The organism is Vibrio jasicida 090810c (assembly GCF_002887615.1).
Classification (GTDB): domain Bacteria; phylum Pseudomonadota; class Gammaproteobacteria; order Enterobacterales; family Vibrionaceae; genus Vibrio; species Vibrio jasicida.
This window is the reverse complement of sequence record NZ_CP025792.1, coordinates 1,274,863-1,289,690: the sequence shown is the minus strand read 5'-3', so window position 1 is coordinate 1,289,690 and position 14,828 is coordinate 1,274,863. Positions and strand designations below refer to the sequence as shown.

The 14,828-nt window shown below is 46.6% G+C and carries 9 protein-coding genes; 6 read left to right on the top strand and 3 right to left on the bottom strand.

The features are described 5' to 3' along the window. Window positions 1–5 precede the first annotated feature (5 nt). Window positions 6–3,953: an enterobactin synthase subunit F gene (locus C1S73_RS05975; protein ID WP_038865586.1), complete on the top strand. Its 3,948-nt coding sequence runs from the start codon at window positions 6–8 to the stop codon at window positions 3,951–3,953. Next, entirely contained in the window at window positions 3,946–4,893 is a 948-nt protein-coding gene (locus C1S73_RS05970; RefSeq protein WP_038865584.1) for a hypothetical protein, read from the top strand. Before C1S73_RS05975 ends, C1S73_RS05970 begins: the two co-directional genes overlap by 8 nt. Window positions 4,894–4,901: 8 nt before the next feature. Here C1S73_RS05970 and C1S73_RS05965 read toward each other — a convergent pair whose 3' ends face one another. Continuing rightward, window positions 4,902–5,615 carry a 4'-phosphopantetheinyl transferase family protein gene (locus tag C1S73_RS05965; protein WP_373863210.1) on the bottom strand — a complete coding sequence of 238 codons (714 nt, stop codon included), beginning with the start codon at window positions 5,613–5,615 and terminating at the stop codon, window positions 4,902–4,904. 149 nt (window positions 5,616–5,764) lie between these two features. Here C1S73_RS05965 and C1S73_RS05960 point away from each other — a divergent pair, with 149 nt between their 5' ends. Then, window positions 5,765–7,726, top strand: a complete 1,962-nt coding sequence (locus C1S73_RS05960) for a TonB-dependent receptor domain-containing protein (RefSeq protein WP_038865580.1) — start codon at window positions 5,765–5,767, stop codon at window positions 7,724–7,726. Window positions 7,727–7,821: 95 nt separating this feature from the next. Here the strand turns inward: C1S73_RS05960 and C1S73_RS05955 are convergent, their stop codons facing one another. After that, a complete protein-coding gene (locus C1S73_RS05955; protein WP_038865579.1) occupies window positions 7,822–9,147 on the bottom strand; it encodes a hemolysin family protein in 1,326 nt (441 codons plus the stop codon). A 182-nt stretch (window positions 9,148–9,329) separates the two neighbouring features. Here C1S73_RS05955 and C1S73_RS05950 point away from each other — a divergent pair, with 182 nt between their 5' ends. Beyond that, the gene (locus C1S73_RS05950; RefSeq protein ID WP_038865578.1) at window positions 9,330–10,562 is read left to right on the top strand and encodes a DEAD/DEAH box helicase; all 1,233 of its coding nucleotides are present in this window, start codon (window positions 9,330–9,332) and stop codon (window positions 10,560–10,562) included. A 109-nt stretch (window positions 10,563–10,671) separates the two neighbouring features. On the opposite strand, the gene C1S73_RS05945 is transcribed toward C1S73_RS05950, so the two are convergent. Continuing rightward, the gene (locus C1S73_RS05945; RefSeq protein WP_038865577.1) at window positions 10,672–12,273 is read right to left on the bottom strand and encodes a BCCT family transporter; all 1,602 of its coding nucleotides are present in this window, start codon (window positions 12,271–12,273) and stop codon (window positions 10,672–10,674) included. Between the two features lie 412 nt (window positions 12,274–12,685). Here C1S73_RS05945 and C1S73_RS05940 point away from each other — a divergent pair, with 412 nt between their 5' ends. Further along, on the top strand, window positions 12,686–13,348 hold the full coding sequence (locus C1S73_RS05940) for a potassium channel family protein (RefSeq protein WP_038865576.1): 663 nt from the start codon (window positions 12,686–12,688) through the stop codon (window positions 13,346–13,348). Then, on the top strand, window positions 13,345–14,712 hold the full coding sequence (locus C1S73_RS05935) for a TrkH family potassium uptake protein (RefSeq protein ID WP_042602174.1): 1,368 nt from the start codon (window positions 13,345–13,347) through the stop codon (window positions 14,710–14,712). The genes C1S73_RS05940 and C1S73_RS05935 overlap by 4 nt, the downstream gene beginning before the upstream one ends. The last annotated feature ends 116 nt before the right edge of the window (window positions 14,713–14,828 follow it).

The following is a 14,828-nucleotide window of genomic DNA, read 5'->3' as shown; positions in this document are numbered from 1 at the left end:
TGGACATGTACGATTTACCTTATACAGCGGAGCAATTGCTGCCGCTTACGGATGCCCAAGCAGGGATTTGGTTTGCTCAGCTGCGCGACCCAGATAACCCAATTTACAAGACTGGTGAATACTTAGTGATTGATGGCAAGGTGGATGAGCCTTGTTTTGTTGAAGCGGTAAAAACCGCCATTGATGAAGTTGACTCGTTACACGCGAAGTTTGTCACTACCACCGAAGGCCCTCGCATGGTGATTGATAGACAAAACTGGCAGGTAGAGCGAATCGACTTCTCGCAACATGATGTGCCACTCGAGTCTGCAGTCGATTGGATGAAGAAAGAGTTGAAGCAGCCCGTTGATTTGGAGCAAGGCCCACTGTTTATTATGGCGCTGCTTAAGCTTGCAGAAGATAAGTTTGTTTGGTTCCTGTCACTTCACCACATTGCTATTGACGGCTACAGCATGTCGTTGATCGCTTCGCGTATTGCTCATATCTATGGCCAACTTACGAAGGGAGAGCAGTTTGACGAGATCCAATTGGTGGATCAACACGCTTTGCTTAAAGAAGACAACGACTATAAAGCGTCGGAAAAATACCAAAAAGACCGTACCTTCTACTTACAACGTTATGCCGACCACTCTGATACGGTTAACTTAGCGGGTAAACCAACAGTGACATCTGATCACTTCTTACGCTTGAAAGGCGCGATGCCAGTAGAAGACTTCCATCATATGGAATCGTTGGCGAAGCAATGCCGAACGCACTGGTACAGTGTGCTGATCGCTTCCATTGCTGCGTATGTTCATCGTATGACGCGTTCCAACGAAGTGGTGCTTGGTGTGCCGTTGATGGGTCGCTTAGGTTCAGTGGCAATTCAAACGCCAGCGATGCGAGTGAATATCTTGCCAGTGCGTGTGAGTTTTACTCAAGGTACGGACATCAAAACGCTAGTTAAGCAGGTAAACCAAGAGTTCTCATCTGTTCGTCGCCACCAAGGGTACCGCTATGAAGAACTGCACCGCGAATTGAATCTAGTAAAAGACAACCGCAATCTATTTGGCCCTTTGGTCAATATCATGCCGTTTGAGTATGAACATAAATTTGGCGAGTTGGCTTCGAAAGCGCATAACCTGTCAGCGGGGCCCGTGGATGATATTTCCTTCTATTGTTATGAGCTTGACGGTCAACTTCACATAGATATGGATGCCAATCCAGAGCTGTATTCTGACCAAGACATTAAAGAGCACCAGCAGCGCTTGTTCCACTTTATGAGCGACTTTTTTGCAAGCGCGCAAGCTCAAGACCCATCGTTATGCCAAATCAGTGACGTGAATATTCTTCTCTCTGGGGAGAAAGAAAAGGTCATCGAAACTTGGAATGATACCGACCACGAGGTGCCAGAAACGACCCTAGCTGCCTTGTTGGCAAGGCAACGTATTCTGACGCCTCATGCTCCCGCCCTCATTTTTGAAGGACAAAAGCTCAGCTATGAGCAGTTAGCGAAAAAAGTGTACTCCTTGACGAACTGGTTAACCGCGCAAGGGGTTGAGCTGGGAGATCGCATTGCGGTTTGCATCCCAAGAAGTGAAGAACTGATTGTCGTACAACAGGCGATTCTTGCTGCTGGTGCGGTTTACGTACCGATCGATCCAGATTACCCAGAAGGCCGAATCAACTACATGTTGGAATCTTCTGCACCGAAGTTTGTATTCTCGACGACCGAGCTACAAAGCAAATTGCCACAAGGTGTGGAGGTGAAGTTGGTTGATGACGCGACGTTGCCAACTATTTATAAGGTGGTTGAGGCATTACCACCACAAGTGCGTCCGGAACCTCACTCTCCGGCTTACATGATTTATACCTCTGGTTCTACGGGCAAACCAAAAGGTGTTGTGGTTACTCACGATGCTATCGTCAACCGATTGCTGTGGATGCACGACCAATACCCAATTGATGCCAAAGACCGGGTATTACAAAAAACGCCTGCAGGTTTTGATGTCTCTATTTGGGAATTTTTCTGGCCAATGATCGTCGGTTCATGCTTGGTGGTCGCAAAACCGGAAGGGCATAAAGATCCTATTTATCTGCAAGATCTTATCCATCGAGAGAAAATCACGACCTTGCACTTTGTGCCTTCAATGCTGCAAATCTTCGTCCAACAAGCCGATGCCAATTTGTGCCAGAGTTTACGCCAAGTTTTTTGTAGTGGTGAAGCGCTACCGATGGAGTTGGTGAATCATTATTACCAAGACTTTAGTGCGCCATTACACAACTTGTACGGTCCGACAGAAGCGGCTGTTGATGTGACTTATTGGCCAAGTGAGGCGAATGCGCAAGGTAATTCGACACCAATAGGCCGCCCTGTGTGGAATACCCAAATTTACATTTTGGATGATGCATTAAATCCAGTACCGCCGGGTGTCGTCGGTCATCTTTATATTGCGGGTCGACAATTAGCGTTGGGTTATCACGGCCAGCCAGAACTGACCGCAGAGCGTTTCATTGAAAGCCCATTCGGACCAAAAGGCAGCCGAATGTACTTATCTGGTGATTTGGCTCGTTGGCGAAAAGACGGGGCGATTGAATACTGCGGGCGTAGTGATTTTCAGGTCAAGATTCGAGGTTTCCGTATTGAGCTTGAAGAAATTGAAAACGCCTTAGCAAATCACCCAAGTGTCGCGCAAGTTGCGGTATTGGCGCAGGAATATGCCGATGGTGACAAACGCCTCGTAGCGTATGTTACGGCAGAAGATCCAGAACAGGGTGTTGATAGCAACTTGCTGCAGCGATTCCTTGCCGAACCGCTGCCAGAGTACATGGTTCCAAGTTACTTTGTGACGTTGGATACTTTCCCGTTAACGCCAAACGGTAAGCTGGATCGCAACGCGTTGCCGAAGCCAGATTTGTCTGGTCAGGTCGGTACAAAAGGGCCAAGCAACCTTGTTGAAGAACGTTTGTGTAAGCTGTTCTGCCAACTGCTTGATTTACCTGCGGTAGGCGTTGACGACAACTTCTTTGAACTAGGTGGTCACTCTTTGCTTGCCGCACAGTTGATTGCTCATGTGAAAGAAATCATGGGAATTGAACTGTCATTGGCAGCCGTATTTGAATCGCCGACTGTCTCTGGGATTGCCGCCAAGTTGAATGGCAGTGAAAGTGATGATGCCCTGAACATGTTATTACCACTGCGTAAACGTGAAGGGAAAGCGGCCATTTTCTGTGTACACCCTGCGGGTGGCTTAAGTTGGTGCTACGCGGCTTTAACGCCGATCATTCCATCCAATGTTCCACTCTATGGCGTGCAAGCTCGTAATCTGGGTGACCCTTCTGCACCATTGCCAAAGAGCATGAAAGAAATGGCAGAAGACTACGTTGCCGCGATTCGTGAAGAGCAACCTTTTGGTCCTTACCATCTTCTGGGCTGGTCAATTGGTGGCATGATTGTTCACCTAATGGCGGGCATCTTACAAGAACAAGGCCAAGAAGTTGGTTTGGTTACGCTGTTAGATTCTTACCCTGCAGAGCAGTGGCAAACCATCCATCCACCGGGAGAAGAGCAAGCGCTCGGCGCACTGATTCGTATGGCCGGCGTTGAGTTTGATGAAGCCGCGCATTCCAGTATTACGAAGCCAGAAGTGATCGATATCTTGCAGGATGCGGGCTCGTCTATGGCGCACTTAAGTACTGAAACCATCACGGCGATGATCGATGTCGTAATCAACAACAACCAACGTGTCCGTGATGCCATTGACTATCAATATCAAGGCGATGTGCTGTTCTTTAATGCTGAGAAGCCACCTGAAGAGGCCTTTTTGGATCGCAATGGATGGTTCAAATACATGGACGGCGACTTGAAAGTGATTGATGTGGCCTGTATTCACCGTGACATGATGCGCCCAGATATGCTGCGTGAAATCGGTACGCATATGGTGAAAGAGTTGAGAGAGAATTTCGATGTTTGATTCGACAGCTCAATCTAAGCCAAGTGCGATGTTGGAGGGGATGATTTCCCCTCTGACTTTCTTCAAAAATAAGTTGGAATCAGGCGCTATTTTGGCGCTTGGCGAGGCGCATTGGTATGCCGATTTATTTGAGCAAATGACCGATGTGTTGCTCGATCCTCAATTGGATGGGGCATTCACGCATTTGTTCATCGAGTTTGGTAACGCTAAGCATCAAGCGCTGCTTAACAACTACTTATTGGGAGAGGCGGTCACCGACACTGAATTGGCTGCCGTATGGTTAGATTCAATCGCCTTTCCTGCATGGATGCATCCGTGTTACGGCCAATTTTTTCATCGATTGCGAGCTGCGAATGCTGAGCGCAGCGTGCCGATCAAAGTCGTGCTGACGGAGCCGTCGTTCAATTGGCAAGCCATTCAACATCCTTCTGAACTGAGTAAGTTGAATGCTCAACGTGACCAAGCCTTAGTGGACGGCGTTGAAAAGCTGCAACAGAAACAGGCACAGGGTGTGGTGGTGCTTGTTGGAGCAAGACACATTCTTAAGCGTTCCCCAACCTTAGGGTTCATGTCCAAACATAAAACTTTTGGTGACCTAGCGAAACAGAAGTTTGGCGAACAATATGTATCAGTTTGGCCACACATTTTACCAAGTGAATGGGGCAGCACTGAGCGGGGTATTTATACAACGACGCAGCCTCATCTTAAAAAGAAATCGTTTCTCGACATTATTCCGAAAAAGCCACCGGTGAACCCTTACGCGTTTACTTCCCTTGAGCAGCTGGTGGATGCCTATTGGTATTTAGGTCCACAAACGCGTCAGTTAGATGCCAAGGGCGTCACAGTACCGCCAATGTGGAAAGCGCTTTTAGAACAACGGTTGCCGCTGGTTAATGCGCGACAACAAATGGTGATCAAAAAGGTTATTGAACAAAAATAATGACATATTCATGAGGAAAAAAAGCACAACGAGAAAACATATTGCTCGGTAAAGCAATAGTGGCCATGAAAGGAGAGATTCGGCAAGTTAGCCTGCAATAAAGTTCGATTCTCTCCAATCAGTTCGAAGTGAAATTGACCGGCGTTTTCAGCGTCCGGCTGCAGGGTGATTTGTGCATCTAGAAAGTCGAAGTACACCTGAACAAACGGGTAGAGACATTTAAACAGGCTCTCTTTAATGCTGAATATCAGTGCATCGGGGAGGGTGTTGGACGTTTCCATTAATGTCTTTTCGCTCTGGGTGTAGATGCTAGAAAAAAGGTGCGAGGCGAGAGGGGTATTGTTTTCCACATCAATACCCAAACTCGGTACTTCACTTTTTAACGCACACGCTGCGAGGCATAGGCTGTCGGTGTGACTGATGCTGCCGCTGATGAGGCTCGGGAATAAGGGCTCTCTAGCTTTGCCTGAAAGAATGGGTACCTGAGCTAATTCAGAATCGTTTGATACCAATCGCTTTATGGCTTCTCGAGCGGATTGACGTCCGGCTCGGAATTCTCGTTGACGCTTTTTAACGGCTTTATGAATTTGTTGCTCTTCCTCGAGAAGGCCCACTTTATCGTACATATCGGGTGTGGCTTTTACGATGTGAACCGTTGGACTGGCACTTTCTAAGTGAAGACAGAGAGGGGCAAGAATGTTAACTAGCTTGTCGTTTTTCAATAGTGTCACTTTTCAACCTGTTGCAGTTCAAAAATACAATACAGCTCAAATGTAAATGCTAATACGAGTAATAATAATTGTCATTTATACATTCGTTTATTAGAGTTTGCGAGCTCAATTTATTTATAAAATAGATATAAGGATATGCAGTGAAAAGTTTAGTTAAAAAGCCCACATTTATGCCTTCTATGCTCGCAGGAGCACTTTTGACGGCGCTAAGTGGTTATGCTGTTGCTGATGATCAAGATGAAGTGTTGGAAATGGAACGTATGGTTGTTACTGCAACCCTTACCCAACACTCAGAATTGACCGCACCAGCTTCTGTTTCGGTTATTACCGCAGAAGACATCTCAAAGATGCCAGTGAAAGATATCTCAGAAGCGATTCGTAGTGCGACGAGTGTGAGTGTTTTGAGCAGCACCGCTTATGGTCGTAATACTATCCGTATTCGTGGTTTGGATTCCAAGCACACGCTAATCTTGATCAATGGTCGTCGAATTAACTCACAAGATGCGCTTATTCGAGGTAATGACTTTGACCTATCGAGTATCCCTTTAACGGCGATTCAGCGTATTGAAGTGGTTCGTGGCCCGGTTTCTTCCCTTTATGGTTCTGAGGCCATGGGTGGTGTGGTGAACGTGATCTTGAAATCACCAACGGAAGAGTTATCCGGCTCGGTTGGTCTTGAATACGAGAGCATTCTTGAAGGTGATGGTGGTGATGGTCTGAAAGGTCATGCTTACGCGAGCGGCGAACTGACGCAAAATGTAGAAGGCAGCATCATTGTTGAAAGCTCTACACGTGACCCTTGGCGCACAGACACAAATCCTAATTTTGATGCGCTAGAGCAGAAAGACACGACCAATGTGTTTGGTGAGCTCGCATGGCAATTAACCGAAGAACAGCGTTTGATTGCGGATGTTATCTACACCAAAGATGAGCGTGAAGCAGATTGGGTTCACCCTCGTTCAGGCCCTCAAACGAACACACAAGACTCGACGCGCTGGAACTACGGTTTAACGCATGAAGGCGCTTGGGACACGGTAGATTCACAAGTACGTCTTTACGGTGAGAGCATGCAACTTGACGATGCAAGTACGGCTTACACTAACGGCGCTGCGGATGTCGACTTACAAAATAATACTCTCGATTTCAAACTTTCTGGTTTGTGGCGAGATTCGCATGAGTGGGTATTCGGTGGTGAATACCGTACTTCTGAGCTGAAAAACAGCCGTGATGTTCCATCTGGTGATATCGATAACTACCAAGGTGCGGTATTTGTTCAAGGTGAATTTGATCTCGACAAACTGGCGCTGACATTGGGTGGCCGTCAAGATTTTCATGAGGTCTATGGCAGTCACTTTAGCCCGCGGGCTTATGCCGTTTACAGCATCACCGATGAGTTTGTCTTGAAAGGCGGTGCTGGTGGTGGCTTCCGAGCTCCTGGCATGATGGAAAGCAGCGACCAAGTTCGCGTAATCAGTTGTGGTAACCGTTGTTGGTTAACGGGTAATGATGATCTTAAACCGGAAGAATCAGAAAGCTACGAAGCAGGTCTTGCGTACGAATCAACATCAATGGGCGTAGGTCTGATGTACTACTACACGGACTTGAAGAACAAGATCGAACGTGACCTAACCAAGGTTGTTGGTATGGATGGCCCTATGCCAATCTTCACTTACCAAAACATCGGTAAAGCGGAGATCAAAGGTATTGAGCTTGAAGGTTGGTATGACATTACAGACAGCATCAACCTGAAAGGTAACTACACTTACACGGACGCTAAAGACAAGAGTACAGGTGATACGCTCATGCAAACACCTGAGCATCTAGCGAACCTGGACGTCAATTGGGAAGTGTTTGATTCATTCACAACGTTTGCTCGTGTGAATTACATCGGTGAACAAGTGATCACGAACCTAAGCCGTGAAAACAAAACGGTGGATGGTTACACGCTAGTCGGTCTTGGTGTGGGTTACGATTTCCAACAGTTGAACCTTAAAGCGGGGTTAAACAACATTTTTGATGTCGAGTTGGACGATGAAGACGATTACTACGGCTACTCTGAAAAAGGCCGTAGTGCGTATGTAAGCGCAACGTACTTGTTCTAATCGAAACGAAGATCGTGAATCTCATTTATCAAAACAGCCTCTATCGAGAGGCTGTTTTTTGTTTGACTCAAACACTCGTAAATTCGTAATTAGCCTTATTGCTCAGCTTCGAATTCTCTCACCATTTCCGTTACTTTAACTTGTGTGATCCGATTGCTCTTGACCTGCAACACGTCAAATTGCCACTGTTGATATTCAACGGTTTCTCCTTGAGCAGGCACGCGGCCAATTAACCAAGTCAGAAAACCATTTAAGGTTTGGAAGCCCTCGCTTTCTTCTCCCTCAATGCTGCTGAGCTCAAGTTTGTATTTCAGCTCATTCATCGGAATCAAGGCGTCCATTATCCAACTGCCGTCTTTCTGTTTTTTCGCCCAGATTTGCTGTGGTGCCATGCCTAACTCACCAGCGATAGATTTGAGCAAATCGTAGTGTGTCACTAGGCCCTGCACGTCGCCATATTCGTCAACGATAAAGACCATTTCGGTGCTGGTTTGCTGCATGTAGTTGAGCAACGGTAGCCCTTTCATGGACTCAGGAACAAAACGTGAACGTTTGAGTAATTTTGCTAACCGCGATATTGATAGCTCGTCATACTCATCGAGCAACGCTTTAGAAGAAATGGTCCCAATGATGTTATCCAAGCCGCCTTTACATACCGGCCAAACGGAATGCTGAGTTTGACGTAAATTCTTCAGTATTGCATCGAGTGGTAAATCCAGATCGAGATAGTGAATGTCACAGCGTGGTGTCATTAAAGAGAGCGCCAAGCGGTCATTCAAGTGCAGAAGGTTACGGATCATCAGCTGTTCCTGAGGCTCGATTGCACCACATTCAGAACCTTCACTGACCACAGCAAATATATCTTCTTCTGTTACGACTTCACCGGTGTGGTTTTGGCGTAGCAATCTCAGTAAAGATTCTGTCGATAGCGTCAGTAACATGACAAACGGAGTCGTTAACTTGGCCAACCAATGAATAGGGTAGGCCACAAGAACAGCAATACGCTCTGCGTTGTTTTGAGCGAAGCGTTTCGGAACTAGCTCACCCACTACGATTGCAAAGTAGGTGATCACGACGACGACAATGGCGGTGGCAAGGATGGTGGCGACCTCTCGTTCTAGGCCTTGTGCGACAAGCCAATGCTCAAAGGGAACTGAAAGGGTGGCTTCACCAAAAATACCGCTGAGGATACCAATCACGGTGATGCCGATTTGGATTGTGGAGAGGAATTGCGTTGGGTTGTTTTTTAATTGCAGAGCGAGGCGGGCAGAAGCGCTGTGTTGGGCAAACTTTTTCAGTCGGCCGCTTTTGGCTGTGACTAACGCTATCTCAGACATGGCAAAAACACCATTAAGCGCTATTAATCCAACCAGTAATAAAATATCCATGAAGTTTTCCAGTGATGCACACTCTTGCAGCATAACGAGGTTCAAGGGGAAGAAATGTGAGGTGGTCAATAAATCATCACGCTGTAACAATCAGATGCCTTATTAAAAGGATAGAATTTGCTTATCGTCTCCGGCTTGTTCAGGTATGAATGATTCTGTTACTTAGTTCGGATTCTGATACACTACGCGCCCATTTCCTCTGTTGAGACTTTTCTATGCCATTTTCTAAGCTTGGTTTAAGCGCACCTATCACTGATGCAGTGAAGGCGCTGGGTTATGAAAAACCGACTTCTATCCAACAAAAAGCCATTCCGATTGTTTTGCGTGGCAGCAATTTGATTGCCGCAGCACAAACTGGTACCGGTAAGACTGCTGGCTTTGTACTACCAATCTTAGAAAAACTCAGCAAAGGGGAAACTCAGCGTAAGAAGCGCGCTCGTGCGATCATTTTGACCCCGACACGTGAGTTAGCACTTCAAGTACACCAGAGCATCGAGGCATACGGCAAAAACTTATCGCTTCGTTCTATGGCGATGTTTGGTGGTGTGGATTATGCGCCACAGAAACAAGCGCTGATTGAAGGCGTGGATATTGTCGTAAGCACGCCAGGCCGTTTGATTGACCTTTACGGCCAACGTGCCATTCACTTTGATGAAGTGGAAATGCTGGTTCTGGATGAAGCCGATAAGATGTTGGATATGGGCTTTATCGATTCGATTGATAAGATCGTCGATTGCATGCCAGAAGACATTCAAAGCTTGTTGTTCTCAGCGACGCTATCAAACCCAGTTCGTGACTTGGCGAAAAACGCTATCGTTGACCCTGAAGAGATCACCATTGCGAAGCACAGCGCATCTAAGTCGAACATCAAGCAGTGGATCACTACCGTTGATAAAGACATGAAGTCGTCACTACTGAGCCATATGCTGACGGAAAACGACTGGTCGCAAGTGTTGGTGTTTATCGAGACAAAACACGGCGCGGCGAAGTTGGTTTCTCAACTAGAGAAGCGTGGTATCGTGGCAGAGGCGTTCCACAGTGGTCGTAACCAACGGGTTCGCCAAGAGTTGATTGAGCAGTTTAAAGCGGGTGAAATCCAGTACTTAGTGGCAACGGGTGTTGCGGCGCGTGGTATTGATATCGACAACCTACCTGTTGTTATTAACTACGACTTGCCATTCCCAGCGGATGAATACGTTCACCGTATTGGTCGTACTGGCCGTGCTGGTGCACAAGGTGAAGCGATTTCACTGGTATCAAAAGATGACTTCAAAAACCTATGCATGATTGAAAGCCGTCTGGGTCACTTGCTTGAACGTGTAGAAATCGAAGGTTTCACACCAAGAAAGCCTGTGCCAATTTCTATCTTGAACTACGTACCAAAGAACAAACGTAGACCGCAAGACAATGATCGTCCTCGTCGAGACAACGCTGACAAGCGCGATTAAAAATAATCCTTGTTAAAGACGCAGAACTAAAAAAAGAAGCCGCATTTCGATGCGGCTTCTTTGTTTTTTACAACCCTGTTCAAGCTAGGTGGGTTCAGGTTCTGTCTGTCTAGTTCGCTTTCGCTAAACGTCGCTGAATGAACTGAGGTTCTGTGCGCATACCCATCACCAGACTGACACACATAACCAATAGAATGATGGTGAATGGCAGACCAGTTGAAATCGTACCGGCTTGCAGGGCTTGAATTGCTTCTGTACCACCAATCCACAGTAGAACAGCCGCAATAGCACCTTCTATGGTTGCCCAGAAGATACGTTGTGGTACTGGCGCATCCACTTTACCACCAGCGGTAATACTATCGACAACCAGCGATGCAGAGTCTGACGAGGTAATAAAGAACACCATGATCAGAACAATCGAAATGACAGACAAAATCGAGCTCATTGGCATTGCTTCATAAGCATAGAATAGTGACAGTGTTAGGTCGGTAAGCCCATTCGTACCAAGCTCTCCCACTTTGTTCATTACTTGGTCTATCGCAATGCCACCAAATGCGGACATCCAAATTAGCGTTATGAGCGTCGGAATTAAAATCACAGCAGTAAGGAATTCGCGAACCGTACGTCCTTTTGATACTCGTGCAATGAACATACCCACACATGGTGACCATGAAATCCACCAAGCCCAGTAGAACACCGTCCAACCGTGCATCCACGCTTCATCTTCTCGGCCATACGGGTTGCTAAGAGGAATAATGTTCTCAACGTAACCCATTAGCGTAGTCGGGATAGTACTCAACGCGACGGCAAGACCCGCTAGGATAACAAAGACCAATAGAGCAAAAGCCATAGTAAGGTTGATGTTGCTCAGCACTTTTACGCCGCCATCGATTCCTCGAATGACCGACACAACCGCAAGTGTAGTAACGAAAGCGATCACCCCAAGTTGCATTCCAATGCCACTTTCAATGCCCATCACATGCGCGATACCGCTTGCAGCTTGCTGCGCGCCTAGACCTAACGAGGTTGCTAGACCAAAGAGTGTTGCGAGCACGGCCAGAACATCAATCACATGGCCAAACCAACCCCACGTGCGATCACCAAGCAGTGGGTAAAAGACGGAACGGATTGAAAGTGGTAGGCCTTTATTAAAGGCAAAGAAAGCCATAGACAGTGCAACAACGGCGTAGATTGCCCAAGGGTGCAGACCCCAGTGGAACATGGTTGCCCCAAGTGCGACTTGTTTGGCTTCTTCTGTAAATGGCGTTACGCCAAGTGGAGTCTCGTACCAACCTGTAAAGTATGCGACAGGTTCGGCAACGCCCCAAAACATGAGACCGATGCCCATGCCAGCAGCAAACAACATCGCAATCCAAGAAATGTTGGAATGTTCCGGCTTTGCGTTCTCACCGCCAATGCGGATCTTGCCAAAAGGAGAAAAGATCAAACCAATACAGAAGATTAAAAAGATATTGCCAGCCCACATGAAGAGATCATCAAAGCTTCCGATGATCTGCCATTTGACACCATCAAGGCTTGCTTTTGCAGTGGCTGGGTCGACGAGCAGAAGTGCGATTAAAAAAATAATGATCAAGCCAGCGCTGGTGCCAAAAACAGGGTTATGAACATCAAATCCCCACTTTTGAACGTTGTCTTGGCCGACCGTGTAGTCAGTATTATCAATACTGTACTTATCCTTAGTTGTAGACATCATCCCTCTCAAAACTACTTAGAGTACAAACTAATTTGTCGGCGCGCACTATAACAAACGTCAGAGTAAATGGCTAATTTGTTGATGAAAAGATCAACTTGGTTGGTTTTTATACGTGCAAAAAGCAAAGAACACGAAATAATTTTCGGGATTGATAGTCTTTGCAAATAAAGCATCTGTCAAAAATATATATTGATAACTGTGTGAATAGCATGAGTGTGAGTCAGTTAGCTATTGTTCTGATTTAATTGACAATAAGTAGGAAAACTCGCTAGTTGCGTCTACGCTTTAAAAAGTTTTTGTGCGAATGTTTCAGTTAATCTTCTGTCAATTTTCTGTCGTCTAGTTTGCAGATGATAGGGAATAGGCGCAGACTTTCGCGCTTGCTATTCAACGCATAAATGAGGCACAAATGAAAACGGGTGATAAGCAATTTGCTGTAATTGGTCTAGGTCGTTTCGGCTTAGCCGTGTGTAAAGAACTGCAAGATTCTGGCTCACAAGTTTTGGCGGTAGACGTTAATGAAGATCGTGTAAAAGAAGCGGCGAGTTTTGTTAGCCAAGCCATTGTTGCAAACTGCACTCATGAAGAGACGGTGACCGAACTTAAGCTTGATGACTATGACATGGTCATGATCGCCATCGGTGCTGATGTTAATGCCAGCATCCTCGCCACTTTGATCGCGAAGGAAGCCGGCGTGAAATCCGTTTGGGTGAAGGCAAACGACCGCTTCCAAGCTCGCGTACTGCAAAAAATTGGTGCAGACCACGTGATCATGCCAGAGCGAGACATGGGTATCCGCGTTGCACGTAAGATGTTGGATAAGCGTGTGCTGGAGTTCCACCCTCTGGGCAGTGGCTTGGCAATGACTGAGTTTGTCATTGGCTCTCGTTGGATGGGCAAAACCTTGGGCGAACTGGCTTTGTGCAAAGTGGAAGGTGTTCAAGTGCTGGGCTTTAAGCGTGGTCCAGAAATCATCAAAGCGCCCGAGCTCACCACGACATTAGAAATTGGTGACCTTATTATTGTTGTCGGCCCTCAAGATAAATTAGCAAGCAAGCTGAAATCATTATGAGCCAATTTCACCAGAGAGGCGTGTTCTACGTCCCAGACGGCAAACGAGATAAAGCGAAAGGTGGCGAGCCGCGCATTATATTGCTGAGCTTTCTCGGTGTGTTATTGCCTTCTGCTGTTTTGCTAACCTTACCTATGTTTTCGGTGACCGGTCTGTCGATTACAGATGCGCTATTTACTGCGACTTCTGCCATCAGTGTGACGGGGCTTGGGGTCGTTGATACGGGGCAACACTTCACCTTGGCCGGTAAGATTTTGCTGATGTGCTTGATGCAAATCGGTGGGCTAGGGCAAATGACGTTATCTGCGGTATTGCTTTATATGTTTGGTGTTCGCCTTAGCTTGCGCCAACAAGCCTTGGCAAAAGATGCCTTAGGACAAGACCGTCAGGTTAACTTGCGTAAGCTGGTTAAGAAAATCGTGGTGTTTGCCCTGATCGCAGAAACGATAGGTTTTATTTTCCTTTCTTTCCGTTGGGTGCCTGAAATGGGTTGGCAAACGGGGATGTTCTACGCACTGTTCCATTCTATCTCTGCGTTCAACAACGCCGGATTTGCATTGTTCTCAGATAGCATGATGAGCTTTGTGAATGACCCAGTGGTGATCTTTACGTTGGCGGCATTGTTCATATTCGGTGGTTTGGGTTTCACTGTTATTGGTGACTTGTGGTTGCATTGGCGAAAAGGTTTTCACTTTTTGCACTTGCATACCAAGATCATGTTGATTGCGACCCCCGTATTGCTTGCCGTTGGGACCATCATGTTCTGGTTATTGGAAAGACACAATCCGAACACAATGGAATCTTTGCCTGTAGCGGGGCAGTGGTTAGCGGCGTTCTTCCAATCTGCCAGCGCACGTACAGCGGGTTTTAATAGTGTCGATCTAGCACAATTTACTCAACCAGCTCTGCTGGTGATGATTGTATTGATGCTTATCGGTGCGGGTTCTACCTCAACCGGCGGTGGTATTAAGGTGTCTACCTTTGCTGTCGCGTTTATGGCGACATGGGCGTTCCTTCGTCAGAAAAAGCATGTCGTCATTTTCAAACGTACCGTCAATTGGCAAACCGTTACTAAGTCGCTTGCGATTATTGTTGTGAGCGGGGCTATTCTCACGACGGCAATGTTTTTGCTCATGCTCACAGAGAAAGCCGACTTTGATAAGGTGATGTTCGAGACGATTTCTGCTTTTGCGACTGTTGGATTAACTGCTGGTTTGACGGCTGATCTTTCTGAACCAGGCAAGTACATCATGATAGTAGTGATGATCATTGGTCGTATTGGTCCACTGACACTGGCTTATATGCTAGCGCGTCCAGAACCAACGCTAATCAAATACCCAGAAGACAATGTCTTAACTGGTTAGTAATAGATCTGTTATCAGCAAACGATTACGCGAGTATGGCGGTTTAACTGCGCTCGCGTTTTTTATAAATACGCTGCAGAAATGAGAATAATTTCGATTTATTTGCATTAGTAGTA

Bases quoted from the DNA above. Each gene is read 5' to 3' on its own strand.
- C1S73_RS05975 (WP_038865586.1), top strand. From the start codon at position 6: ATGTACGATTTACCTTATACAGCGGAGCAATTGCTGCCGCTTACGGAT.
- C1S73_RS05970 (WP_038865584.1), top strand. From the start codon at position 3,946: ATGTTTGATTCGACAGCTCAATCTAAGCCAAGTGCGATGTTGGAGGGG.
- C1S73_RS05955 (WP_038865579.1), bottom strand. From the start codon at position 9,147: ATGCTGCAAGAGTGTGCATCACTGGAAAACTTCATGGATATTTTATTA.
- C1S73_RS05950 (WP_038865578.1), top strand. From the start codon at position 9,330: ATGCCATTTTCTAAGCTTGGTTTAAGCGCACCTATCACTGATGCAGTG.
- C1S73_RS05945 (WP_038865577.1), bottom strand. From the start codon at position 12,273: ATGTCTACAACTAAGGATAAGTACAGTATTGATAATACTGACTACACG.
- C1S73_RS05940 (WP_038865576.1), top strand. From the start codon at position 12,686: ATGAAAACGGGTGATAAGCAATTTGCTGTAATTGGTCTAGGTCGTTTC.
- C1S73_RS05935 (WP_042602174.1), top strand. From the start codon at position 13,345: ATGAGCCAATTTCACCAGAGAGGCGTGTTCTACGTCCCAGACGGCAAA.